We start from the raw sequence: 23929 nt of genomic DNA, 5'->3' as shown, positions 1-23929 counted from the left end.
GCGGTGCCCCGGCGCGCCAGGGGCACCGCCACCGCCGGCACCAGGCCCCCCCACGCCTCCAGCACGACCGCGGCCTCCAGGGCGTCCTGCGGCTCGCGCCCCAGCGCCGCGCGCACGCGCGCCGCGGCCTGCCGGTCGGTGATCCTCACCGCGACCCCGCCCCCGCCGCGGCCGGCCCGGTGGGCGCGGTGGGCGCGGTGGGCGCGGTGCGCGCCGCGTCCGCCAGCGCCGCCAGCACCGCCGCGTAGGCGCCCGTGCAGCGGTCCTGCCCGAAGAGCCGCGAGACGCGCGCGTGACCGCGCCGGCCCAGCACCTCGGCGAAACCCGGGTCCAGCAGCAGCGCGCACACGCCGTCGGCCAGCCCGTGCACGTCGCCCGGCGGGGCGGTCACCCCCGCCCCGCGCATCGCGTCCAGCACGCCGCCCACCAGGGTGGTCACCACCGGCCGCGCCTGCGACAGCGCCTCCAGCACCGCCATCGGGAAACCCTCGGAGATGCTCGTCATGAGCACCACGTCCGCCTCGCGCACCACGCCCGTGGGGTCCGAGGTGGGCCCCATGAACCGGAAGGCCGACCCGAGGCCGAGCGCGGCGTGCAGCTCGGCGCACCCGCGCGCGTACCCCTCCTGCCCGCGCGGCACCGGCCCGTAGTGCAGGAACGTCGCGTCCGGCACGCGGCGGCGCACCGCCGCGGCCACCCGCAGCATCGTCGGCACGTCCTTCAGCGGGTCCAGCCTGCCCACGCTGACGACCGTGCGGGTGCGCGGCGCCGGCGCCGGGTCGGCGGGGGCCGGCACGCCGTTGGGGATGACGACGATCCGCTCGCGCGGCACGCCCAGCGCCTCCTCCCACGCCGCGTTGGCCTCCGCCACGGGCGTGACGACGTCGGAGACGGCGTACGCCAGGCGGGTCAGGCCCCGCGCCAGGCGGGTGGGCACGAACCGGGTGGCCGCGTCGGCGCCGGAGCGCACCGCGGCCAGGTAGTTCTCGCGCACGTACACGCCGTGCTCGGAGAGCACCACGGGCCGGTCGTGCAGCGCCTTGTCCACGGCGGCCGGCACGCTCGCCCAGCCGGCGGCGGTCACCAGCGACACGTCCGCCGCGGGGGTGGGTTCCGCCGCGGTGCGCGCCACCCACGAGACCGTCTGGTACGTCTCCACGGCGCGGTCCAGGTCCAGCGGGACGGCGCCGCCGACCTCGGGGTGGTCCTCCTCCACGACGCGCGCCAGCGCCTCGGCGTAGGCGCGCCAGGTGGCCTCGTCGCGGAAGGTGGGCACCACGAGGTCCGGGTTGAGCCGGCACCACACCAGCGCCGGCACCACGTCCAGCGGGTCCGCCGACCAGCTCAGCAGGCCCTCGACCAGCTCGGCGGCCAGGGAGGTGCGCCGGCGCCGCCCGCGCGGGCGCGGGCCGGTGCGGCGCGGCTCGCGCGCGCCCCACAGCTGCAGGTGCCCGGCCAGCACGGCCCCGGCGGGCAGCGCGAAGACGGGTTCCTCCTGCTCGGCGCCGGTCAGCGCGAACACCGACCAGCGCACGCCCGGCAGGCCGCGCAGCAGCACGTCGCACCAGGTGCTGACCCCGCCGACGACGAACGGGTACGTCCCCTCGGTGAACAGCGTCACGCGCGGCGCGTCCGCCGCCGGCCCGGCCACCGGCCCCGCCGCCGGGGGCCCGGCCGGGCGCGCGGGCGCGCTCACGCCGCCGCCCCGGCGAGCTCGACGACGACCCGGCCGCCGGCGGGCACGGCCAGCCAGCCGCAGCGCGCCCCCGCGTACGGCTCGCCCACGCCGGCGGTGCCGGCCGGCACGGTCAGCGGGACCTCCACGTCCACCTGCGCGGTCAGCACCAGCAGCCCCTCGCGCAGCACGGCGCGCACCGCCCCCGCGGCCAGCGCCTCCCGCCAGCCCTCGCGCCGGCGCAGCTCCCGCGCCACCTCGTCCATCGAGGGGTTCAGCAGCGCCGCGCACGGGCGCAGCAGGCGCGCGTGCTCGTCCAGGACCCGCTGCAGCAGCTCCAGCAGCACCCGGTCGCCGGTGAGGTTGGACTGGTGGGCGAACACGGGCCGCCAGTCGCCCGCCAGGACCCTGCCCAGCACCTGGGCGGCCTGCGCGCGCAGGAAACCCTCGCGCGAGGGGGCGGGCGCGCCGTGCCGGCGCTCCTGGTCGGCCAGCAGCTCCTCCCAGGTGGTCACGTGGGTGGTGACCTCGGTGGGGTGGCGCGGCACGACCGTGGCCGGTCCCAGGGTCGCCGGGCCCGGCCCGCGGGAGGCGTCCGCCGCCACCGCGGTGGTGCCCGTCAGCGCCAGGACCCCCGGCAGGGCCGGGTTCCCCAGCCCCGAGTGCGCGCCGGTCACAAGCGCGGTGGTGCTCGCCGGGACGCCGGCGCGCTCGGCCCAGCGGCGGTTGCGCCGCACCTGCTCCAGCAGTTCCCCGGCGTCCGCCGCGTCCAGGTCCCGGTGGTCCCACGTGTGGTCGATCCAGCGGAACTCCCCGGCCACGGCCAGCAGCGCCCGCGTCAGCGCGTCGTCCGCGCCGGCGCCGGCGCCGTTGTGCGCCAGGTCGAGCGTGAAGGAGCTCGCGCGCTGCCAGGCGGTGGTGGCCTCCACGTCGGCGGGCGCCATGCGCACCGTGGGCGCCACCTCCCCGACCCGCACCCCCGGCCGGGTCCAGTTCGCCAGGAACACGTCGTCGACGTGGCAGGAGAACGCGTGCCGCAGCACCCCCGGGTGCGTCCAGCGCGTGACCCACCCCAGCAGGCCGCGCGCCAGCAGCAGGCCGTGCAGGGAGTCCTCGGCGGTGTTCACCAGCACCAGCAGGTCCTCGAGCCCGTCGCCGTCCTCGACCACCCCGGCCAGCGGGTGCCCCTCGTCGGTGACCAGCAGGGGCGTGAAGGGACCGCCCTCGACCACCCGCGCCCGGTACGCCCAGCACCCCTCGTCCACCGGCACCCGCCCGCGCAGGTACCCGAAGACGCCCGCGCCGGCGGCGGTGACCCGCGCGCTCAGCCCGTCGGCCGGACCGCCCACGGGCTCGCGCAGGCCGCTGCCCGCGCCGGGGAACTCGTAGGCGGCCACCAGCCGCACGTGGTGGCGGCGGCGGTAGGCGTCCAGCGCCGCGGCGCCGGCGGGGTCCACCGCACCCGCGGTGGTCGTGGTGCGCACCACGGCGCTGAAGCGGCCGGTGCCGTCCGCGCAGCGCAGGTCGTCCTCGCGCAGCGGGCGCTCCGCGGACGGCCGGTGCAGCTCGTACGGGCACCCGGTGGCGCGCAGCACGCCCAGCCAGGCGCGCGTCACGGGGTCCTGCGGGTCCTGCGCCTCGTCCGGCGCGGCCAGCAGCAGCACGCGCGCCTCGGTGCCCGCCCCGCGCCCGCGGGGGGCGACCGGCGCGCTCACCGGCCGCCGGCGTCGGCCGTGCGCCGCCCGTGGGCCTCGACCGCCTGCGGCACCGCGTCCAGGTGCTCACCGACCCCGCCGCGCCGGCGGCGGTCGAGGACGCGCCGGTCGATCTCCATCACGGAGGTCCCCGCCAGCAGCTGGCGCTGCATCTGCGAGGCGGCCACGACGAGCTGGTCGAGCACGTCCAGCAGCGACTGGCGCATGGACTCCGCCTGCGCCAGGACGTGGTGGGCCTGGTCCTGCGCCTCCAGCGCGGCGGCGGCCCCGTCCTGCTGCGCGCACAGCGCACCCAGCCGCTCGGCGACGCCGCCGACGCCGACGGGCCGCTGGCGCTCCAGGCGCATGCGCGCGAGCTCCTGCGTCAGCCGCTCGACCTCCGCGCGCAGCTCGGCCTCCGCACCGCCGTCGGCCCCGCCACGCCCCCACCGGCGCCTCGCCATCGTCCCCTCCTCCACGTGCCCGCACGCTGCTGGCGGACCCGCACCGCGAAGCTAACGGAGGCACCGCGCCCGCCGGGGGGTGGTGCCCGCGGTTCACCCGTGCGCTCCTCGGGCGGCACCCGTCGAGCGCACCGCGCGGGCGGGCGCGTGAGGACCCTCGTCGTCGACGCAGCGTCACGTCGAGGAGGGGGAGCGTGACGGCGCGCGGGGAGCGGGTGAAACCCGTCGCGCGGCGGGGGGCGGTGCCGCCGAACGGCTGCGGACCGCGCCCGCGGCACCCCTAGGTTCGGCGGGCACCCGACCCCCACGGAGGACCCCATGCCGCCCCGGCGCCGCACGCCCCGACGTCCCCGCACCGCCGCGACGCTGCTCGCGGCCGCCCTCGTCGGCGCCGTGGCGGTGCCGCTGACGACCGCGGCGCCCGTCCAGGCGGCCACCGGGGTGCGCGTGGACCTGCGGGTGCTCGTCGTCACCGCCGGGGACCCCTCCTCCGAGGCCCTGGCCGTCCAGCTCGAGCGCGAGGGCGTGCCCCACACCCGCGTGGACCTGCGCGACGCCGGCCGCCCCGAGGTCGGCGCCGCGTTCCTCGTCGACGCGGCCACCGGCGCCGGCCGCTACCAGGCGGTCGTGCTGCCCAGCGCCGCCCCGGCGGGCCTGAGCGCCGCCGAGCTGCAGGCCCTGGCCGACTACCAGCGCCGCTACGGCGTCCGGCAGGTCAACGCCTACGTCTACCCCGGCACCGGCACGGGGGCCACCGCCACCTACGCCGGCGCCCTCGACGGCGCTGCGGGCCGCGTCACCGACGCCGCGCGCGCGGACGGGTTCTCCGAGCTGTCCGGGTCCTTCCCCGTCGACGACGTCGACCCCGGCGTGCTGGAGGTCTACGGCTACCTGGCCCAGCCGGCGCCCGCGCAGGACCAGCGCGTCACCCCGCTGCTCACCGCCGTCAGCGGTGGGCGCTCCGGCGCCATCGCCTGGGAGCTCGAGGCCGACGGGCGCGAGCAGCTCATGGTCTCCGCCGCCTACAACGGCTCCATGCAGTGGTTCGGCACCGTCGGGCACGGCGTCGTGTCCTGGATGACCCGCGGCGTGCACCTGGGCCACCACCGCTCCTACTTCGACGTGCAGGTCGACGACGTGTTCCTGCCCGACGGCCGCTGGAGCGTCCCGGCGAACTGCACCCCGGGCGACGACTGCGTCGACCCGTCCGTCACCACCACCGACATCCGCATGAGCGCCGCCGACGTCCAGCGCCTGTCCGCCTGGCAGCGCGAGCAGGGTTTCCGCCTGACGATGGTCTTCAACGGCGGCGGCAGCGAGGCGGCGCGCGCCCAGGGCGGCGGCCGCGACCCCCTCACCGACGAGCTCCTCGCCCGCAAGGGCGAGTTCGCCTGGGTGAACCACACCTGGTCGCACCCGTACCTGGGGTGCGTGCAGATCGCCCCCACGGTCGCCGGGCAGCCGTGGACGTGCGCCACCGACCCGGCGCAGACGCCCCGGCAGGACCCCGACGTCCCCGCCCAGGCGGCCGGCGGCCTGCAGTGGGCCTCGCAGGAGTTCCTCACCGACCAGGTCCGCCGCAACGCCGACTGGGCCGTGGCCAACGGCCTGCCCGGTTTCGACCCCACCGAGCTCGTCACCGGCGAGCACTCCGGCCTGCGCACCGCGAACCAGCCGGCCGACAACCCGTTCCTGGCGCCCGCCCTGCAGGCCGCCGGCGTGCGCACCCTGGCCTCCGACGCCTCGCGCGAGGCCGGCCAGCGCGCCGTCGGCGCGGCGCTCACCGTCCCCCGGCACCCGATGAACGTGTACTACAACACCGGCACGCACCAGGAGCAGATCGACGAGTACAACTGGTACTACACCTCCCGCGCCGACGGCGGCAGCGGGATCTGCGAGGACGACCCGGCCACGACCACCTGCATCGCGCCCCTGCCGGCCGCCACCGCCGCGCAGGCGCGCGCCAGCTTCGACACGTACCTGGCCCCGCTGGAGGTCCGCAACGCCCTGCGCCGCGTCCTGTCCGACGACCCGCGCCCGTTCTACGCGCACCAGTCGAACCTGGCCGAGGACGGCCTGCTCTACCCGGTCGTCCAGGGCGTGCTGCAGCAGTACCGCGCCACCCGCACCGCCGACGCACCCCTGGTCACCCTCACCCTGAGCGGGCAGGCCGAGCAGCTGCGCCGCTCGGCCCGCTGGGCCGCGGACCGCGCGCGGGTCAGCGCCTACCTCGACGACGAGGGCGTGCACGTCAGCGCCCCCGCCGGCACCGAGGTCCCGCTGACGGTGCCCGCCGACGCCCGCGCGTCCGTGCCGCTGCAGAGCTACGGCGGCCAGCGCTCCGCGTGGTTCACCGCCCCCACGACCGACACGGTCGTGGCCGTCCCCGCCACCGCCCGCGGCGGCTACGTCGGCAGCGCGCCGACCGCGACGCCGACGCCGACCGCGACGCCGACCGCGACGCCGACGCCGACCGCGACGCCGACGGTCACCCCGACCCCGACCGCGACGCCGACGGTCACCCCGACCGCGACCGCGACGCCGACGGTGACCCCGACCGCGACCGCGACGCCGACGGTGACCGCGACCGCGACGCCGACGGTGACCGCGACCGCGACGCCGACGGTGACCCCGACCGCGACGCCGACCGTGAGCCCGACCGCGACGCCGACCGTGAGCCCGACGGCCGCGCCCGCGCTGCCCGGTGCCCCCGGCATCGGCACCGCCACCTCCGGGCAGGTGCTCGACCGGGCCGTCACCGCCACCGCGCGCTGGACGGCGCCCACCACCGGCGGCACGCCGGTGACCGGGTACCGCATCACCGCCACGCAGCTGTCCCTGCTCGGCTGGCCGGTGCGCACCGTCGTGGTGCCCACCCTCGCGCCGGCGGACGCGCGCGGCGCCGAGGTGGTGCTGCCGGTGCGCGGCGCGCCCTACCGCTTCACCGTCCAGGCCGTCACGGCGGCCGGCGTCGGTGCCGCCTCGAAGCCCTCGAACACCGTGTGGGCGTGGTGAGCGGCACCGCCGGGCGGGCCGCCGCCCTCGCGACGGCGCTGGCCGCCGCGGCGGTCCTGGTGAGCTGCTCCGCCGCGGCCGGCCCGGCGACCGGGACCGGCGTGCCGGCGGCCCCGTCCACCGCGGCGGGCGCGCCGCCCGCGACCGCGCCGGCGACCGCGCCCCCGACCGCGCCCCCCGCCACCGCGAGCGCCCCCACCGGCGCGCTCGCAGCCGACGTCCCCGCGGGCGTCCCCGCCGCCGTCCGCGCCGACGTCCCGGCCCCCGCGCGGGCCGGGGCGGCCCCGTCCGCGCCGGCGGTGGCCCTGCCGCCGGCGCGGGCGGTGGCCGCCGAGGTCCCGCTGGGGACGACCGCCGACCTGGAGACCGCCGTGCGCCTGCGCTCCGACGCGCTGCTCAGCGGGGACCTCACCACGGCGGCGCGGCTGCTCTCGCAGCGCTGCGGCGCGCTCGTGGGCGCTGAGGACCTGCCGGGGACCGCGCCCGCCGTGGGCGGGATGGCCGTCGTCACCTCGGTCGCCGTGCACCCGGACGGCGACGGCCCCGGCGCCGGGGTGGACTACGCCTACGCGGTCCCCGGGCACGACGTCACCGGCGAGCGCTGGCGCAGCGAGGGCGGCCAGTGGCGCTGGGACGCCTGCTGAACCCCCGTCCGCTGAACCCCGCCCGCTGAACCCCGTCCGCCGCGCTCAGCCGTGCTCGCACACGTGGCGGTACGCGGTGAGGTCGCCGTCCTTGAGCATCGAGGAGAAGCCCGGCCGGTGCGCCACCGCGCAGAACTCCGCCGGGCCGAGGTCGTACTCCACGTGCAGCACCGCCTTGCCGGCGTCGACGAACGGCTGCAGCAGCTCGCACTCGTCGTAGCGCGCGCAGGACTCGTTGACGGCGAAGTCGAAGTCGCCCACCAGGTCGCGCACCTGGCCGAGGTCGTTCTTCAGCGCCACGCCCATCCCGCGCTCGTGGGCCGCGGCGGCCAGCCAGCGGTTGAAGCGCAGCTGGTCGGCGGCGGTCAGGTCGAACCCGCTGTCGTTGGCCCACGCGTCCACGTTGTCCGGCTCGACCGCGTCGAAACCCTTGCGCCGGCACGCGTCGAGGCGGTCCAGCAGGATCGGCGCGAGCACGTCCAGGCGCCGCACGTCCAGCCAGCGCTCGTCCGGCCAGTCCGCCAGCGGGCGGCCCACCACCTCGTCCGGGAACCGGTCCGCGTCGTCGCGGTAGTCCTCGACCGTGCCGGCGCTGAGGTAGCACACGACGCGGCGCCCGTCGGCGTGCAGGCGGTCCACGACCTCCTGCGGCACCTCGTGGTCGACGTCGTAGACGGGCACGTCCACGGTCAGGTCCAGCTCGCCGGAGAGCTGCCACTGCCACGCGGTGCCCGGCTCCGGGCGCCACCAGCCGCCCGGCCCCCGATGCACGTCCACGGGTCCTCCCCCCTCGGAACCGCCCGGTGCGGTCGTCGCCGGGTCCGCCGGCGCCGCGGTCCCCGCGCACCCGGTGAGCCCGGTGAGCGCGGTCAGCACGGTGAGCACGGTCAGCGCGGTCAGCAGCAGCGCCGGCCGCGCCCGCGGGCTCACGCGCCCTCGCGCCGCAGCAGCGCGCGCAGGCGCACCACGCCCTCGAGCACCTCGGCGAAGCTGGTGGACAGCGGCGCCATGCCCAGCCGGATGCCGTCCGGGGCGCGGAAGTCGGGCAGCACGCCCTCGTCCCACAGGCGGTCGTTGACGGTGCGGAAGCCAGCCCGACGGATCGTCACGTGCCCGCCGCGGCGGGCCGCCTCGCGCGGGGAGGCCACCTGCACGCCGAGCGGGACCAGCAGGTCGTCCACCAGCTCCAGCGCGAACGCCGTCAGCAGCTCGGACTTCGCGCGCACCGCGTGGGTGCCGGCGCGCTCGAGCAGGTCCAGGCCGGCGCGCACCGGCACCATCGCCAGCACCGGCGGCGTCCCGGAGACCAGGGCGCGCGCGCCCGCGGCGGGGGAGTACCCCGGCCCCATCGTGAACGGCTCGGCGTGACCCATCCAGCCCTGCACCGGCTGGTGCAGGCGGCCGTGGTGGCGCGCGGCGAGGTAGGCGAACGCGGGCGCGCCCGGCCCGCCGTCGAGGTACTTGTACGTGCAGCCCACCGCGGCGTCCACGCCCCAGGCGTCCAGCTCCAGCGGCACCGAGCCCACCGAGTGCGACAGGTCCCACAGCACCAGCGCCCCGGCCTCGTGCACCGCCGCGGTGACGGCCCCGGCGTCGGCCAGGTGCCCGGAGCGGTAGGCGACGTGGCTGAACGTCGCCAGCGCCGTGCGCGGGCCCACCGCGGCGCGCACCTGCTCGACGGTGACGCCCGCGGCCGGGTCGGTCTTCACCCAGCGCACCCGCAGGCCGCGCTCGGCGGCGATCCCCTCCACCACGTACCGGTCGGTGGGGAAGTTGCCGGTGTCGGTGACGATCTCGTCGCGCCCGTCCTGCGCGCCGTCCACGACGGCGCGGGCCAGCTTGTAGAAGAGCACCGTGGTCGAGTCGGCCACCACCGCCTGCCCGGGTGCGGCCCCCAGGGCCACCCGGCCCAGCTGGTCCCCGACGAGCTCCGGCCAGCGCAGCCAGCCGCCGCCGCCGCCGTCGTCGGTCCAGCCGCGGATGAGGCGCCCGCCCCACTCGTCGTGCACGAACGCGGCGGTGCGCTGGGCGGTGGCGCGCAGCGGGCGGCCCAGGGAGTTGCCGTCGAGGTAGGACACCACGCCGGGCGCGGCGTCGAGCAGGAACTCCTCGCGCGCCCAGGCCAGCGGGTCGGCCGCGTCCAGCTCGGCCGCGCGGCGGCGCCAGTCGGTGCCGGCACCGGTGCCGGTGGTGGTGCCCGTGCCGGCGGGGGCGGTCTGCGGCTGGGTCATCGGGCCCTCCTCGGTGCGGCGCTGGCCGCCATGCTGCCAGCCGCGCCCGGTGCCGTTCAGACCCGGGCGGCCAACCGGGCGATGCGCGGCCACAGCGCGGAGGCGGGGTCGACGACGGCGAAGTGGTCGCCGGCGCCCTCGACGAGGACGACGTCGTCGCCGGCGCGCCCGGCCGCCGCTGCGAACGAGCGGGCCACGTCGAGCAGGTCGGGGCTGTCGCCGTGCCCGCACACCACGGCCAGCGGCGAGCCGATCGGCACCCGCGCGCGCGGGCTGGCGGCGGCGTACACCGCCGGCACCTCCTCGGGCGAGCCGCCCAGCGCCGCGGCCACCGCGCCCTCGCCGAGCCGGCGGTGGTGGGCGGTCACCAGGTCCAGCACGCCCGCCAGGGAGACGGTCAGCGCCGGGCGCACGGGCGCGGCCGGGTCCGCGGCCACGTCGGCGGCCAGGCGCACCACCAGCTGCCCGCCGGCGGAGTGGCCCAGCAGCACCACGCGCGCCAGGTCCAGCGGGGCGTCCAGGCGCGCCAGCGCGCCCAGCGCGGCGGCCACGTCGGCGGTGGTGGCGTCCCAGCCGTGCTCGCCGGGGCGGCGGTGCTCCACGTTCCACGTCGCCAGGCCGCGCGCGGTCAGGTCCAGGGCGGCGAGCTCCACGGTGTCCGCCTCCCAGTGCGGGCGCCAGTAGCCGCCGTGCACGAGCACGGCCACGGGGTGCCCGGCGGGCGGGGCGGGGGAGGCGGGCAGGCGCAGCAGCGCGCGCTGGTCCGGGTCGGGGCCGTAGGCGTGCTCGTCGCCGGGGGAGGTGGCGTGCGCCCACCAGGCGTCCACGGCGTGCCGCAGGCCGGCCAGGCCGCGCCCGCGCAGGTGCCGGCGCACGCAGCGCGAGCGGTCGTGCGCCCGCTCGCCCGGGTCCACGCGCAGCACCCGCGACGCGCCCAGCGGCAGCCCGGCGCCGTCCAGCTCGCCCGGGCCCGCGGGCACCAGCAGCAGCTCGCCGCCGGCGGCGGCGGCGCGCTCGACCGCGGCGAGCAGGCCCGCCCGGTCCGGCGGGGTCAGCAGCTCGGCGCGCACCCCGCGCGCGGCCGCGGCGCGCTCGAGCACCTCGCGCGCGGTGCGGGTGTCCTCCAGGGCGCCGGGCTCGACGACCGCGACGACCCGGTCGGGGACGCTCACCGGGCGCCGGCGCCGAGGGCGCGGTGGTGGCGGATCACCTCGGCGATGACGAAGGCCAGGAACTTCTCCGCGAACACCGGGTCCAGCCCCGAGTCCACGGCCAGCCGGCGCAACCGGTCCGTCTGCCGGCGCTCGCGCTCGGGGTCGGCCGGCGGCAGGCCGTGCTCCGCCTTGAGCCGGCCCACCGACTCCGTCAGCTTGAAGCGCTCGGCGAGCAGGTGCACCAGGGCGGCGTCGAGGTTGTCGATGCTGTGCCGCAGCGCGGTCAGCTCGGGGTCGGCCGCCGCTGCGGCGGCGTCCGCGGGTCGTCGTGCCGGCGGTTCCACGCGCGTCCTCCCGTTCCGCTGGTGCCCCGACCGTACCGGGCGCGGGGGTGCACCGCGCGCGGCCCCTACAGCCAGCCGCGCCGGCGGAACAGCACGTACAGCGTCAGGCAGATGCCCAGCATGAGCGCCAGCGCCAGCGGGTACCCGTACGACCAGTCCAGCTCGGGCATGTTCTCGAAGTTCATGCCGTAGATGCCGCCGACCACGGTGGGCGCGAAGAGGATCGCCGCCCAGGAGGAGATCTTCTTGACCTCCTCGCTCTGGGCGTAGCTGGCCTCGGTGAGCGAGCGCATCTCCTCGTTCTGCCGCTGCGCCACCAGCGTGGAGTTCACCGTGAGGATGTCGCGCAGCTGGCTGCGGAACGCCTCGATGCGCTCGGCCGCCACCGTGACGTGGTCGGCGACGTCGCGCAGGTAGCGCTGCAGCTCCTGGTCCACGCGGTACTTCTCGAAGCCGTCGCTCAGCCCGCTCATCACCGCCGTCAGCGGCACCACGGCGCGCTGGAAGGCGGTCACCTCGCGCGAGAGCTCGTAGATGCGCCGCGACACCGACGGGTCGCCGTCGAAGACCTGCGTCTCGATCTCGTCGATGTCGTTCTCCAGGCCGCGCAGCACCGGCGCGTACCCGTCGACGACCGCGTCAAGGATCGCGTACAGCACCGCCTCCGTGCCCAGCGCGAGCATCTCCGGGTCGCTCTCCACGCGCCGGCGCACCCGCGCGAGGTCCGGGGACTCCGCGTGCCGGACGGTGACGACGAAGTCGGGGCCGATGAACAGGTGCAGCTCGCCGAACTCGACCTCCTCGGCGGCGTCGTCGTAGCGCGCCGCGCGCAGCACCACGAACAGCGTGTCGCCGTAGCGCTCCAGCTTCGGGCGCTGGTGCGCCACGATCGCGTCCTCCACGGCCAGCTCGTGCAGGCCGAACTCGCGCGCCAGCGAGCCCAGCTCCGTGGCGGAGGGCCGGTACAGCCCGATCCAGGCGATGCGCGAGCCGTCCTCGCGCAGGCACCGGTAGGTGTCGGCCAGGGTGGCGGGGGAGGCCACCCGCTGCCCGTGCTCGTACACCCCGGAGTCGACCACGCTGCTGCGCCCCAGCGGCTCGGTGGGGATGGCACCGTCCTGGGCGAGGTTGCGCGTGGAGGGCACCGCCCCCCGGCGGCCCAGCGACGACAGCGGCACGCGGCGCCTCGGCACGGCGGTCTCCTCCCTGCTCGACGGGGTGCGGGCACCCCATCATCGCTCAGCGGGGCGGCTCAGCCGCGCCGCAGGTGCGCGCGCACCAGCTCGCCGTCCTCGCTGGTCCACCCCCGCGAGGTCGCGTGCGCGACCATCCCCGCGAAGCCCTGCAACCAGCCCGCCTCGTCCCCGCCCTGCGCGCGCAGCCAGCCCAGCCGCAGCCAGGCGTGCTCGCCGTCGGGGTCCAGCAGCCCCGCGCCGGCGTCGCGCAGGGCGCCGTCGACCGCGTCGGCCGGCGCCAGCGCGGGCACCCGCACGGACAGCCGCGTCAGGTCCTGCGCCTCGCGCGCCACCACCCGGGCGCCGTCCGCCTCGCCGTGCCGCACCTCGATGAGCACCGCACCCCTCCCTCGTCGCGTCGTCGGCGCAGCCTGCCACGAGCCGTGCGGGCGCACCCGGTGCCGGCCCGGGCGGGGGCGGGCTCGTCAGGCGGGCGAAAACCCCTTGCCCCCACCCGCGGGTGGTGGCTGACTGCCCCGTCGTGGACGGGTACGACCCCAGCAGCAGCTTCGGCCCGGAGACGGCCGCCACCTACGACGACTCCCCGCGCGGGGACGAGGCGGCGACCGTCGCGTGCCTGCGCCGCCTGGCCGGTGCCGGGCCCGTCCTGGAGCTGGCCGTGGGCACCGGGCGCATCGCCCTGCCCCTGGCCGCCACCGGGGTGCGCGTGGACGGCGTGGAGCTGTCCGCGGCGATGGTCGAGGTGCTGCGGGCCAAGCCCGGTGGCCGCGACCTGCACGTCGTGCTCGGCGACATGGCCCACCTGGCCGACGCGGACGTGCCCGGCCCCTACCGGCTGGTCCACCTCGTCTTCAACAGCGTCTACAACCTGCTCACCCAGGAGGACCAGGTCCGCTGCTTCGCCGGGGTCGCCCCCCGGCTGGCGGAGGACGGGCGCTTCCTGCTGGAGGCCGCCGTGCCCGGGCCGGGCGAGGCGAGCCCGGGCCCGGACTACCGGCTGGAGCAGCAGTACGTCGCCGCCGAGCACGTCGGCACCGACCGCGTCGTGCTCGACGCCGGGCGCTACGACCCCACCACCCAGCTGCTGCGGCGCACCCGCGTGCACGTCGGCGCCGACGGCGTGCGGCTGAGCCCGATCGTGCTGCGCTGGGCCAGCCCCGCCGAGCTGGACCTCATGGCCCGCCTGGCGGGCCTGCGCCTGCACGAGCGCTGGGGAGGGTGGGACGGCGAGCCGTTCACCCCCGCCAGCCGGCGCCACGTCTCCGTCTACGGCCGCTAGGCACCGCCGCCGGCCGCTGGGCACCGCCGCCGGCCGGGCGCGCGCGGGCGGCTACCGTGGGGCCGGTACCAGACCCCCCGCGCGATGGAGGCGCCCGCGTGATCGAGATCCTCAGCCCCGCCGAGGTGGCCCGGGCGCGGAGGACGGGCGCCCTGGTCGCCGACATCCTGCAGGCCTTGCGCACCCGCGCGCAGGTGGGCACGAACCTGCTGGAGATCGACCGGTGGACCCGGGAGATGATCGAGGGCGCCGGGGCGCAGTCCTGCTACGTCGACTACGCCCCCTCCTTCGGGCGCGGGCCGTTCGGCCACCACGTGTGCACCGCCGTCAACGACGCCGTCCTGCACGGCAAGCCCCACGACCGCGCCCTCGCCGACGGCGACCTGCTCACCCTCGACCTCGCCGTCTCGCTGGAGGGCGTCGCCGCGGACTCCGCCGTCAGCTTCGTCGTGGGCCAGGCGCGCCCGGCGGGCAGCGAGGAGCTCATCGCGGCCACCGAGCGCGCCCTGGCCGCGGGCATCGCCGCCGCCCGCCCCGGCGCGCGCATCGGCGACCTCTCGCACGCCATCGGCTCCGTGCTCACCGCCGCCGGCTACGAGGTCAACACCCAGTTCGGCGGTCACGGCATCGGCTCGACGATGCACCAGGACCCGCACGTGGCCAACGCCGGCCGGCCCGGGCGCGGCTACGCGCTGCGCCCCGGGCTGCTGCTGGCGCTGGAGCCGTGGGTCATGGCCGACACCGCCGAGCTCGTCACCGACGCCGACGGCTGGACGCTGCGCAGCGCGACGGGCTGCCGCACCGCGCACAGCGAGCACACCGTCGCGATCACCGAGGACGGCGCCGAGGTCCTCACCCTGCCGGAGCACCTGCGCCCCTGACGGCGCCGCCGCCCCGGCCGGGCGGCCGGGCGCTCAGCGCGCGGGCAGCTGGTCCGGCGCGCCCGGCACCGGCTCGGCCGGGTCCGAGCCCAGCGCGACGACGCGGTTGGCGGCGTCGACGTGGACCACGCGCGGGCGGTGCGCGGCGCGCTCGGCCTCGTCGAGCTGCACGTACGAGATGACGATGACCAGGTCGCCGGGGTGCACGAGGTGGGCCGCCGCGCCGTTGATGCGCACCTCGCCGCTGCCGGCCCGGCCGACGATGACGTACGTCTCCAGGCGCGCGCCGTTGGTGACGTCGACGACCTGCACCCGCTCGCCCTCGACGAGGTCCGCGGCCCGGCACAGGTCGGCGTCCAGGGTGATCGAGCCGACGTAGTGCAGGTCCGCCTGCGTGACCGTCGCCCGGTGGACCTTGCCGTTCATGACCGTGCGCAGCACGAGCGCTCCCCGTCCGTCCCTCGTCGTCCCCGCGGCCCCGGGCCGCCCCGCGGGGCCAGTGTCGCAGCGCCCGGCCGGTGCCCCGGCCGGGCGCCGGCGCCTCAGCGGTGCACGACGACCTTGCCGACGGTGCGGCCGGTCCCCACCAGCCGGTGCGCCTCGCGCAGCCCCGCCGCGCTGAAGTCGTCCAGCGCGGTGCGCAGGGTGGTGCGCAGCCGCCCGGCGTCCACCAGCGCGGCGGCCTCGGCCAGCACGCGCCCCTGCTCGGCCAGGTCGGGGGTGCCGAACGTCGTGCGGGTGAACATCAGCTCCCAGTGCAGCGCGATGCTCTTCGCCTTCAGCGGCACCACGTCCAGGCTGGACGGGTCGTCGATGACGACCAGGTGCCCGAAGGGGGCGAGGACCTGCGCGTACGCCTCGACGGCGCCCTCGCTGTGGGCGCTGAAGAGCGCCTGCACGCCGCCGGGGGCCAGCGCGCCCAGCGAGGCGGCGAGGTCGTGGTGGTCGAAGACGGCGTGCGCGCCCAGGGAGGTGACCCACTCGCGCGACTCCGCCTTGCCGGCGCCGGCGAGCACCCGCAGCCCGGTGCGCAGGCGCGCCAGCTGCACGAGCACCGAGCCCACGCCCCCGGCCGCGCCGAGGACGGCCAGGTCGCCGGTGGAGGAGGCGTCCAGGCGCAGCCGGTCGAACAGCGACTCCCACGCGGTCAGCGTCGTCAGCGGCATCGCGGCGGCCTCGGCGAAGCTCAGCGAGGCCGGCTTGCGCGCCACGACGCGCTCGTCGACGGCCTGCAGCTGCGTGTTCGAGCCCGGGCGCGTCAGGTCTCCGGCGTACCAGACCTCGTCGCCGGGCGCGAAGCCGTCCACCTCGGCGCCGACGGCCTCGACGGTGCCGGCGGCGTCCCAGCCGAGCACGCGCGGGCCCTCCTGCGGGCCCAGGCCGGAGCGCACCTTGACGTCGACGGGGTTGACCGAGACGGCCTCCACGCGCACGAGCAGGTCGCGCGGGCGCAGCTCGGGCACGGGCACCTCCACGTCGACGAGGGAGGCGGGGTCGGAGATCGGCAGGCCCTGCAGGGCCGCGACGGCGCGCACGGTGGTCACGCCGGTGCCAACCCCCTCGCCCGGCCCGATCATCCCGGCGGGGGAGCTGTCGCCGGCCGGCCGCCCGCCGGAGGCGGCGGGGCCACCCGGGCGCAACCTGCCGTCGCCAGCGTGGTCCCCACCGCGCACCCGCCCGCGCACCCGCCCGCACACCTGGAGGACCCCGTGAGCGAGAGCACGCCCCACCACCTCGGGCGCCGAGGCCTGCTGGGCCTCGGCGCCGCCACGGCCGCCGGCGGTGCCCTGGCGACCGGGGCCGCCACGCCGGCGCGCGCGGCGCGCCCGGCGCGCGGACCGGCCCTGTCGTTCTCCCGCGAGGGCACCTTCCGCGTCGTGCAGTTCAACGACACGCAGGACGACCACCTCACCGACGTGCGGACGATCGAGCTGGTGGAGCGCGTCCTGGACCAGGAGCGGCCGCAGTTCGCGCTCATCAACGGCGACGTGGTCAACGGCGACATGACCACCGCCGAGCAGGTCCGCCAGGCGTTCAACAACGTGGTGCTGCCCATGGAGGAGCGGCGCATCCCCTGGGCCGTCACCTTCGGCAACCACGACGAGGACTCGGTGCCCGCCACGGGCATGACCGAACCCAGGATCCGCGAGTTCCTCTCCGGGTACCGCTCCTACGTCGGCACCACCGCGCGCGGCGTCAGCGGCGACTCCAACCAGGTCCTGCCCGTCCGGGCCCCCGGCGGGCGCGGGCCGGCCTTCGCGCTGTGGCTGCTGGACTCCGGGCGCTACTCCCCGGAGACGATCGCCGGCCAGCGGGTCGAGGAGTACACGTACGAGACCATCCACGCCGACCAGGTGGCCTGGTACCGCGAGCAGTCCCTGGAGCTGGAGCGCCGGGCCGGGGCGCCCGTGCCGGGGTTGATGTTCTTCCACATCCCGCTGTGGGAGCACCGGTTCCTGTGGTTCGGCTCGCCGACCGACTGGACGGACGAGGCGCACGAGCGTGCCGTGGTCAAGCACGGCATCACCGGTGAGCGCAACGAGCGCGAGTTCACCGCCCAGTTCAACCCCGGCCTGTTCCACGCCGCCCTCGAGCGCGGCGACGTCAAGGGGATCTTCTGCGGCCACGACCACATCAACACCTACGCGGGGGACTACTTCGGGATCCAGCTCGGCTACGGCCCCGGCACCGGCTTCGGCACCTACGGGCTGGGCGGGGACGAGGAGCACCGGCTGCGCGGGGCGCGGGTCTTCGACCTGGACCTGGACCACCCCGGCGTGCTCAGGAGCACCCGCCCGGTGTTCGCCGCCGACCTCGGCATCGACCTCTCGCCGGGCACCCGGCCGCTGGCCGCCCCCCGGCCGCTGCCGCACCGCTGAGCCCCGCCGCGCGCCGGTGCGCGGGACCCGGCTCAGCCGGCGGTGGCCGGGGGCGCGGTGACGACCAGGGTGAACCACACCGTCTTGCCGCCGGCGTGCTCCTCGACGCCCCAGGCGCCGGAGAGCAGGTCCACCAGCGCCACGCCGCGCCCGCCGGTGGCCTCGGGGCCGACGCTGCGCCGCACCGGCGGGGAGGGGTCGGCGTCGCCGACGGCCACGCGCACGCCCTCGGCGGTGCGCTCGAGGTCCAGGCGCACCGGTGGGGCGCCGTGCAGGACGGCGTTGGCCGTCAGCTCCGCCGTCAGCAGCTCCACGACCGTCAGCACCGCCGCCGGCACGCCCGCCGCCGCGCACCGCTGCACGACCCAGTGGCGCGCGCGCGGCACGGAGGACAGGTGGTGCTCGACCTCCAGGTGCCAGCGCCCCGCGGCGCGCCCACCAGCGCCGGCGGGCGGCGCGGCGCGCCGTCCGGGGTGCTGCGTGCTCTCGTGCGTGCCGTCTTCCATGGTCCTGCGCGTCGTCTCCCCGCTGCCCGTGGCGCCGGCCCGGTGCTGCGGACCGGCTGCGCCGGCGACAGCCTGCCACCCGGACCCGCCGGTCGCCCGCCCGCCCCGCCGCGGCGCCCCGGGTCGCGCGCGCCGCCCGCGTCCGCCAGTGTCACCCGGGTGAGCGAACAGGACGCCGGACCGAGCACCCCCTACCCGCTGGGCGCGTCCCTGCGCCCGGGGGCGCTGAACGTGGCCGTGTACTCCGAGACCGCCGAGGCGGTCGACGTGGCGCTCTTCGACGAGGGCGGCGCCGAGCGCACGGTGCGCCTGGACCAGCGCACCGGGCACGTCTTCCACGGCCTGGTCCCCGGCGCCGGGGTGGGCACCCGCTACGGGCTGCGCGTGCACGGGGAGTGGGAGCCCGCCGAGGGCCTGCGGTACAACGCCGCCAAGCTGCTGCTGGACCCGTACGCGCGCGCCGTGGAGGGCTCCTGGGGCGCGGGGGAGGAGACCTTCGGGCACCTCTTCGACGACCCGGAGGAGCGCAACGACGCCGACTCGGCGCCCTCCGTGCCGCGCGCCGTGGTCGTCGACCCCGCCTTCGACTGGGGCGACGACGCCCCGCCGCGCACCCCGGCGGCCGACACCGTCGTGTACGAGGTGCACGTCAAGGGCTTCACCCAGCGCCACCCGGGCGTGCCCGAGGAGGTCCGCGGCACCTACGCCGGCCTGGCCCACCCCGCCGCCGTGCAGCACCTGGTGGACCTGGGCGTCACGGCCGTGGAGCTGCTGCCGGTGCACCAGTTCGTGCAGGACTCGCACCTGGCGGAGAAGGGCCTGCGCAACTACTGGGGCTACAACTCCATCGGGTTCTTCGCCCCCCACAACGAGTACAGCTCCGCCGGCGACGACGGCTCGCAGGTCACCGAGTTCAAGCAGATGGTCAAGGCGCTGCACGCCGCGGGCATCGAGGTGATCCTCGACGTGGTCTACAACCACACCGCCGAGGGCAACCACATGGGCCCGACGCTCTCGCTCAAGGGCATCGACAACTCCTCCTACTACCGCGTGGTGGAGGAGGAGCCGGAGAACTACTTCGACACCACCGGCACCGGCAACAGCCTGAACGTCTCCCACCCGGCCGCGCTGCAGCTGATCCTGGACTCGCTGCGCTACTGGGTGACCGAGATGCGCGTCGACGGCTTCCGCTTCGACCTGGCCACCACGCTGACCCGCCAGTGGGGCGACGCGCACGTCCACTCCGCGTTCCTCGACATCGTCCACCAGGACCCGGTGCTGGCCCCGGTCAAGCTCATCGCCGAGCCGTGGGACACCCAGGGCTACCAGGTCGGCGGCTTCCCCGCGCGGTGGTCGGAGTGGAACGGCAAGTTCCGCGACGACGTGCGCGACTTCTGGCGCGGGCAGGGCGACCTGGGCGCCTTCGCCCAGCGCGTCACCGGCAGCCCGGACGTGTACGAGGCGGACCGCCGGTCCCCGCTGTGCAGCGTCAACTTCATCACCGCCCACGACGGCTTCACCCTGGCCGACCTGACCGCCTACGACGAGAAGCACAACGACGCCAACGGCGAGGGCAACGACGACGGCGAGAGCGACAACCGCTCCTGGAACTGCGGTGCCGAGGGGCCCACGGACGACGAGGAGGTCTTGGCGCTGCGCGACCGCCAGCGCCGCAACCTGCTCACCACCCTGCTGCTGTCGGCGGGCGTGCCGATGCTGCTGGGCGGCGACGAGCTCGGTCGCACCCAGGGCGGCAACAACAACGCCTACTGCCAGGACGACGAGATCTCCTGGTTCGACTGGGACGCGGTGGACACCGGCCTGCTGGGGTACACCCGCGACCTGCTGCGGCTGCGCCGCGAGACGCCGGCCCTGCGCGCCACCTGGTACCGCGGCGACCGCGCCGACGGCGCCGGCGGCTCCGAGCGCGGCCCGGAGGAGGGCGCCGGCGACACGGTGCGGATGCCGCGCGCCGACGGGGTGCCCATGGAGGGGCCGGACTGGGAGGACGGCAGCGCCAAGGCGTTCGCGGTGCAGTTCGCCGCGACCGGCTCGCCCACCGTGCTGCTGCTGGTCAACGCCGCCGACAACGCCGTGAAGTTCACCGTGCCGCCGGCGCCGGGGGCCGCGTGGACGCTGGCGATGTCCAGCGACCCCGACCAGGAGGTGGGCGCCGAGGTCGCCACGCTGCTGGTGCGCGACCGCTCCACGACGGTGCTGCGCTCGGCCTGAGCCGACCGCGCCAGGCCGACCGCGCCGGGCCGGTCGCGGGACCCCCGCGGCCGGCCACGGGCGCGCGGACCGTCGCGCTCGGTAGGGTTGACCTCACCGCTCCCGACGCCGAGGTGCCGCCGTGCCGAAGAAGAAGAAGCCCGCCCGCCGCGCGACCCGGCCCGCGCCGGGGCTGTCCCCGCTGCGCACCGGCGGGCGCGCGCTCGGCGAGCTGCAGGTGGCCTACCGCACCTTCCTGGAGACCGAGGAGGACGCGGCGGTCATGGACCCCGGCGACCTCGAGGCGCGCCTGATGGAGTCGCTGGGCTGGCTGCTCATCGACACCGGTGAGCCGGTCGAGCAGGGCTCGGCGACGCGCTTCCACCCCGCGCAGCTGCGCGACCTGTTCACCGAGCTGGTGCCCGCCGTCGCCGAGCACAACGGCCTGGACGCGCAGGAGCTCGTCGACGAGGTCCGCGTGGCGTGGACGACGTACCTGATGTTCCTGGGCGAGTCCGGCGCCTGGCGCGGCGACCCCGAGGAGCTGGCCGACTGCCTGGACGTCGCCTCCGGCGGCATCGCCGGCAGCGCCTCCGGTCAGCGCAGCGTGCTGGACGCCCTGGAGTCGGCGGCCCTGGCCGTGCCGGCGCAGCAGGCGCTGGAGGACCTGCGCTCGGTGCCGGTGGTCACCGCCGCCCTGCGCGGGCTGGAGGCGCTGCGCGCCGGGATCCCGGTGGGCGGCGAGCCGGTGGTCGAGGGCCCCGCCGTCGAGGCGCTGCGCGCCGAGGTCGGCGACGTGCTCGACCCCGTGGCGCTGTGGCTGGACTGGAGCGCCGCCGGCGTGGTCGAGGTCGTCGACGGGCGCACCCACGTGCCCGGCCCGGTGGATGCCCTGCACGACGTGGACGCCCGCCGCGACGTGGCCGCCGGGGCGCTGGCCTCGGCCGTCACCGCCGTGCTGGCCTCCTCCACCCGGCCCGCCGCCGTCGTCGGCGGGCTGAGCGTGGTCACCGCCGCCGTCCTGGACCCCATGACCACCCCGCAGCTGCGCGCGGTGCTGGAGAGCACCGGCGACGGCGACGAGCTGCCGGCGGCGCTGGAGACCGTCGCCGCCCTGGTGGACCTGGGGGTGCTGTCCGCCGTGGAGCCGTGGACGGCCCGCCCGGGGCTGGCCGGGGCGGTGCTCGACGTGGTGTCGGTGTTCTTCGGCGAGCACGACCGCGAGGACGAGGACGTGGATCCGGACGAGGGCGAGGACCCGGGCGAGGACCCGGGCGGGGACGGGGGCGAGCGCCGCGCGGGGGCCTGAACCCCCCGCCGGGCCGGGCCGGGGCGCGGCTCAAGGCCGGCGGCGCACGTGCCGACTGCTGACGGGTGACGGCCCAGGGTCTGACGGGGATCCGCGAGGTGCTCGGCACCCGCGGCGTGCGCAGCGTGTTCCAGCCCATCGTCGAGCTGCACAGCGGGGACGTGGTGGCCTACGAGGCGCTGGCGCGCGGGCCCGTGGGCCCGCTGGAGCGCCCCGACCAGCTCTTCGCCGCCGCCCGGGCCGCCGGCGCGCTGGCCGAGCTGGACCGCGCGTGCCGCGCCGCGGCGTTCCGCGGCGCGGTCGAGAGCGGGCTGCTGGCGCCGCTGACGCTGTTCGTCAACGTCGAGCCGGAGGTCCTCGACGCCGCCCCCATGGACGAGCTGCTGGCCCTGGCCGAGGACGCCCCCGGGCAGCTGCGCGTCGTCGTGGAGATCACCGAGCGGGCCCTGGCCGCCCGTCCCGCCGAGCTGCTGCGCACCGTGGCGCACGTGCGCCGGCTGGGCTGGGGCGTGGCGCTGGACGACGTGGGCGCCGACGCGATGTCGCTGGCGTTCATGCCGCTGGTGCAGCCGGACGTCGTCAAGCTGGACCTGCGCCTGGTGCAGCAGCGCCCGGGCGCCGACGTCGCCGAGATCATGCACGCCGTCAACGCCTACGCCCAGGCCAGCGGCGCGGCCGTGCTCGCCGAGGGCATCGAGGACGAGCGGCACCTGGTGATGGCCCGCGCGCTGGGCGCCTCCCTGGGGCAGGGCTGGCTCTTCGGCCGCCCCGGGCCGGCGCCGGTGCCCGGGGCGCGCACCGCCGAGCTGCTCCTGCCGCCGCCGGTGCCGCTGGCCGACGCCACCTCCTCGCCGTTCGCGCTGCTGCCGGCGGGCACGCCGCTGCGCCGCTCGCCGAAGTCGCTGCTCATCGAGCTGTCCAAGCAGCTCGAGCGCGAAGCGCTGCGCATCGGCCCCATCAGCGTGGTCGCCTCCACCTTCCAGGAGGCGCGGCACTTCACCCCGGCCACCGCCGGCCGCTACCGCGACCTCGTCGAGCGCACCGGTTTCGTGTGCGCGCTGGGGGAGGGCCTGCCCGCCGAGCCGCTGCCGGGCCTGCGCGGTGCCGCGCTGGCCCCGGGCGACGCGGTGCGCGGGGAGTGGGACGTCGTCGTGCTCGGCCCGCACTTCGCCGTCGCGCTGCTGGCGCGCGACCTCGGCGACACCGGCACGGACGCCGAGCGCACCTTCGAGTACGCCCTGACCTACGACCGGCCCACGGTGGTGGCCGCCGCGCACGCGCTGCTCTCGCGGGTGGTCCCGCGCGCCCCGCTGACCGCGGCCGCCGCTCCCGCGCCCGGCGCCGCCCGCCCGGAGCTGCCGGTGCGCCGCGCCGCGCCCCTGCCGGTGCCGCCGGCCGGGGCGCCGCCCCTGGAGCACGTCGTGCAGCGCGTGCTGGGCACCACGCCGCAGGGCGTGAGCATCGCGGACGTCACCCGCCCCGACCAGCCGCTGGTGTACGTCAACGCCGCGTTCGAGGTGCTCTCCGGCCTGCGCGCGGAGGAGGTGCTGGGCCGCAACTGCCGCTTCCTGCAGGGCCCGGACACCGACCCGGTGGCCGTGGCGGCGGTGCGCGCCGCGGTGGCGGCCGGGCGCGAGTGGCGCGGTGTGCTGCTGAACCACCGCGGTCCCGAGCGCACCCCCTGGTGGAACGAGGTGCGCCTGGCGCCGGTGCTCGACGAGCGCGGGCGCGTGGTGCAGTACGTCGGCCTGCAGCAGGACGTCACCGACCGGGTGGAGGCCCAGCGCGCCCTGGAGGTCGAGCGCGAGCGCAGCCGCGGGCACCTGCGGCGCATCGAGGAGCTGGCGCGCACCGACGCCCTGACCGGCCTGCCCGGCCGCCGCCACCTGGCCGAGCACGTCGCCGCCGCGCTGGCCGGCGGGCACGGCGCCGCGGCGCTGCTGGTGTGCGACGTCGGCGGCCTCGCCGCCGTCAACGACCGCTTCGGCCACGCCGCCGGCGACGAGGTCCTCGTGGAGGTGGCCCGCCGCCTGCGCCGCGAGCTGCCCGAGGGCGCCGTCGCGGCGCGCCTGGGCGGCGACGAGTTCCTCGCGGCTCTCACCGGCCCCGACGCCGCCGAGGTCGCCGCGCGCGCCCACCGCCTGGCCGAGCGGCTGGTGCGCGCGGTCGCCGACCCCATCGGGCTCGACGGCGCGCAGGTGTCCGTCCCGCTGAGCGTGGGCGTCGGTGCGGGTGGGTCCGGCGAGGGCGTCGACGTGCTGCTGCGCCGCGCCGGCGAGGCCGCGCGCGGGGGCGGGCGGCGCGGGGGCACCGCCCGGCGGGAGCGCGCCGCGGCGCTGCACCGCTGAGCGGCGGGGGGGGGCCCCCCCCCCCCCGCCGGCCCCCCCCCCCGCCCCACCCACCCGGTGAGCCCGTGGCCCACACTGTTCGGCCGGGGGGCCCCCGCC

20 protein-coding genes are annotated in these 23929 nt (G+C 77.6%); 8 read left to right on the top strand and 12 right to left on the bottom strand.

Annotation, left to right across the window (positions count from 1 at the left end; translation table 11 throughout):
- Positions 1–145: 145 nt before the first annotated feature.
- Genes pelF through ACRYMN_RS18415 form a run of 3 tightly spaced genes read right to left on the bottom strand, consistent with a single transcriptional unit; the run spans position 146 to position 3833 of the window.
- Positions 146–1696 (bottom strand): GT4 family glycosyltransferase PelF, encoded by a 1551-nt coding sequence (gene pelF, locus ACRYMN_RS18425; protein WP_432498259.1) that lies wholly within the window; start codon positions 1694–1696, stop codon positions 146–148.
- Positions 1693–3390: a hypothetical protein gene (locus ACRYMN_RS18420; protein WP_432498257.1), complete on the bottom strand. Its 1698-nt coding sequence runs from the start codon at positions 3388–3390 to the stop codon at positions 1693–1695. Before ACRYMN_RS18420 ends, pelF begins: the two co-directional genes overlap by 4 nt.
- Positions 3387–3833, bottom strand: coding sequence for a hypothetical protein (locus ACRYMN_RS18415; RefSeq protein ID WP_432498255.1), 447 nt, complete (start codon positions 3831–3833; stop codon positions 3387–3389). The genes ACRYMN_RS18420 and ACRYMN_RS18415 overlap by 4 nt, the downstream gene beginning before the upstream one ends.
- Positions 3834–4151: 318 nt before the next feature.
- Here ACRYMN_RS18415 and ACRYMN_RS18410 point away from each other — a divergent pair, with 318 nt between their 5' ends.
- Positions 4152–6848 carry a fibronectin type III domain-containing protein gene (locus tag ACRYMN_RS18410; protein ID WP_432498252.1) on the top strand — a complete coding sequence of 899 codons (2697 nt, stop codon included), beginning with the start codon at positions 4152–4154 and terminating at the stop codon, positions 6846–6848.
- Positions 6842–7492, top strand: a complete 651-nt coding sequence (locus ACRYMN_RS18405; protein WP_432498249.1) for a hypothetical protein — start codon at positions 6842–6844, stop codon at positions 7490–7492. Before ACRYMN_RS18410 ends, ACRYMN_RS18405 begins: the two co-directional genes overlap by 7 nt.
- Before the next feature lie 45 nt (positions 7493–7537).
- Here the strand turns inward: ACRYMN_RS18405 and ACRYMN_RS18400 are convergent, their stop codons facing one another.
- The 6 genes from ACRYMN_RS18400 to ACRYMN_RS18375 all read right to left on the bottom strand — a co-directional run bounded on the left by ACRYMN_RS18400 (position 7538) and on the right by ACRYMN_RS18375 (position 12794).
- Complete coding sequence (locus tag ACRYMN_RS18400; RefSeq protein WP_432498247.1) at positions 7538–8422, bottom strand: endo alpha-1,4 polygalactosaminidase; 885 nt, start codon at positions 8420–8422, stop codon at positions 7538–7540.
- On the bottom strand, positions 8419–9723 hold the full coding sequence (locus ACRYMN_RS18395; protein WP_432498245.1) for a kynureninase: 1305 nt from the start codon (positions 9721–9723) through the stop codon (positions 8419–8421). Before ACRYMN_RS18395 ends, ACRYMN_RS18400 begins: the two co-directional genes overlap by 4 nt.
- Before the next feature lie 56 nt (positions 9724–9779).
- A complete protein-coding gene (locus ACRYMN_RS18390) occupies positions 9780–10895 on the bottom strand; it encodes an alpha/beta hydrolase family protein (RefSeq protein ID WP_432498243.1) in 1116 nt (371 codons plus the stop codon).
- A complete protein-coding gene (locus ACRYMN_RS18385) occupies positions 10892–11221 on the bottom strand; it encodes a chorismate mutase (RefSeq protein WP_432498241.1) in 330 nt (109 codons plus the stop codon). The genes ACRYMN_RS18390 and ACRYMN_RS18385 overlap by 4 nt, the downstream gene beginning before the upstream one ends.
- 65 nt (positions 11222–11286) lie before the next feature.
- Positions 11287–12414, bottom strand: a complete 1128-nt coding sequence (gene corA / locus ACRYMN_RS18380; RefSeq protein WP_432498238.1) for a magnesium/cobalt transporter CorA — start codon at positions 12412–12414, stop codon at positions 11287–11289.
- Between the two features lie 59 nt (positions 12415–12473).
- Positions 12474–12794, bottom strand: a complete 321-nt coding sequence (locus ACRYMN_RS18375; protein WP_432498236.1) for a hypothetical protein — start codon at positions 12792–12794, stop codon at positions 12474–12476.
- Positions 12795–12919: 125 nt separating this feature from the next.
- Between ACRYMN_RS18375 and ACRYMN_RS18370 the strand changes: the two genes are divergently transcribed.
- Together ACRYMN_RS18370 and map are read left to right on the top strand one after the other, a co-directional pair.
- Entirely contained in the window at positions 12920–13696 is a 777-nt protein-coding gene (locus ACRYMN_RS18370) for a class I SAM-dependent DNA methyltransferase (RefSeq protein ID WP_432498234.1), read from the top strand.
- Between the two features lie 98 nt (positions 13697–13794).
- Positions 13795–14577, top strand: coding sequence for a type I methionyl aminopeptidase (map, locus tag ACRYMN_RS18365; protein WP_432498232.1), 783 nt, complete (start codon positions 13795–13797; stop codon positions 14575–14577).
- Between the two features lie 33 nt (positions 14578–14610).
- On the opposite strand, the gene panD is transcribed toward map, so the two are convergent.
- Together panD and ACRYMN_RS18355 are read right to left on the bottom strand one after the other, a co-directional pair.
- On the bottom strand, positions 14611–15018 hold the full coding sequence (gene panD / locus ACRYMN_RS18360) for an aspartate 1-decarboxylase (RefSeq protein ID WP_432498229.1): 408 nt from the start codon (positions 15016–15018) through the stop codon (positions 14611–14613).
- Between the two features lie 101 nt (positions 15019–15119).
- A complete protein-coding gene (locus ACRYMN_RS18355; protein WP_432498226.1) occupies positions 15120–16121 on the bottom strand; it encodes a zinc-binding alcohol dehydrogenase family protein in 1002 nt (333 codons plus the stop codon).
- A gap of 165 nt (positions 16122–16286) precedes the next feature.
- On the opposite strand from ACRYMN_RS18355, the gene ACRYMN_RS18350 reads away from it, so the two are divergent.
- The gene (locus ACRYMN_RS18350; protein WP_432498224.1) at positions 16287–17456 is read left to right on the top strand and encodes a metallophosphoesterase family protein; all 1170 of its coding nucleotides are present in this window, start codon (positions 16287–16289) and stop codon (positions 17454–17456) included.
- 32 nt (positions 17457–17488) lie between these two features.
- Here the strand turns inward: ACRYMN_RS18350 and ACRYMN_RS18345 are convergent, their stop codons facing one another.
- Positions 17489–17962: an ATP-binding protein gene (locus ACRYMN_RS18345; RefSeq protein ID WP_432498222.1), complete on the bottom strand. Its 474-nt coding sequence runs from the start codon at positions 17960–17962 to the stop codon at positions 17489–17491.
- A 159-nt stretch (positions 17963–18121) separates the two neighbouring features.
- Here ACRYMN_RS18345 and glgX point away from each other — a divergent pair, with 159 nt between their 5' ends.
- The 3 genes from glgX to ACRYMN_RS18330 all read left to right on the top strand — a co-directional run bounded on the left by glgX (position 18122) and on the right by ACRYMN_RS18330 (position 23830).
- A complete protein-coding gene (glgX, locus tag ACRYMN_RS18340; protein WP_432498219.1) occupies positions 18122–20194 on the top strand; it encodes a glycogen debranching protein GlgX in 2073 nt (690 codons plus the stop codon).
- A 121-nt stretch (positions 20195–20315) separates the two neighbouring features.
- Positions 20316–21482: a hypothetical protein gene (locus tag ACRYMN_RS18335; protein ID WP_432498216.1), complete on the top strand. Its 1167-nt coding sequence runs from the start codon at positions 20316–20318 to the stop codon at positions 21480–21482.
- A 65-nt stretch (positions 21483–21547) separates the two neighbouring features.
- Positions 21548–23830, top strand: coding sequence for an EAL domain-containing protein (locus ACRYMN_RS18330; protein ID WP_432498214.1), 2283 nt, complete (start codon positions 21548–21550; stop codon positions 23828–23830).
- Positions 23831–23929: the final 99 nt, after the last annotated feature.

Source organism: Kineococcus gypseus (assembly GCF_050871305.1).
GTDB lineage: Bacteria > Actinomycetota > Actinomycetes > Actinomycetales > Kineococcaceae > Kineococcus > Kineococcus gypseus.
Note: the sequence above shows the minus strand (reverse complement) of the source record. Positions and strands in the feature narration are given on the sequence as shown.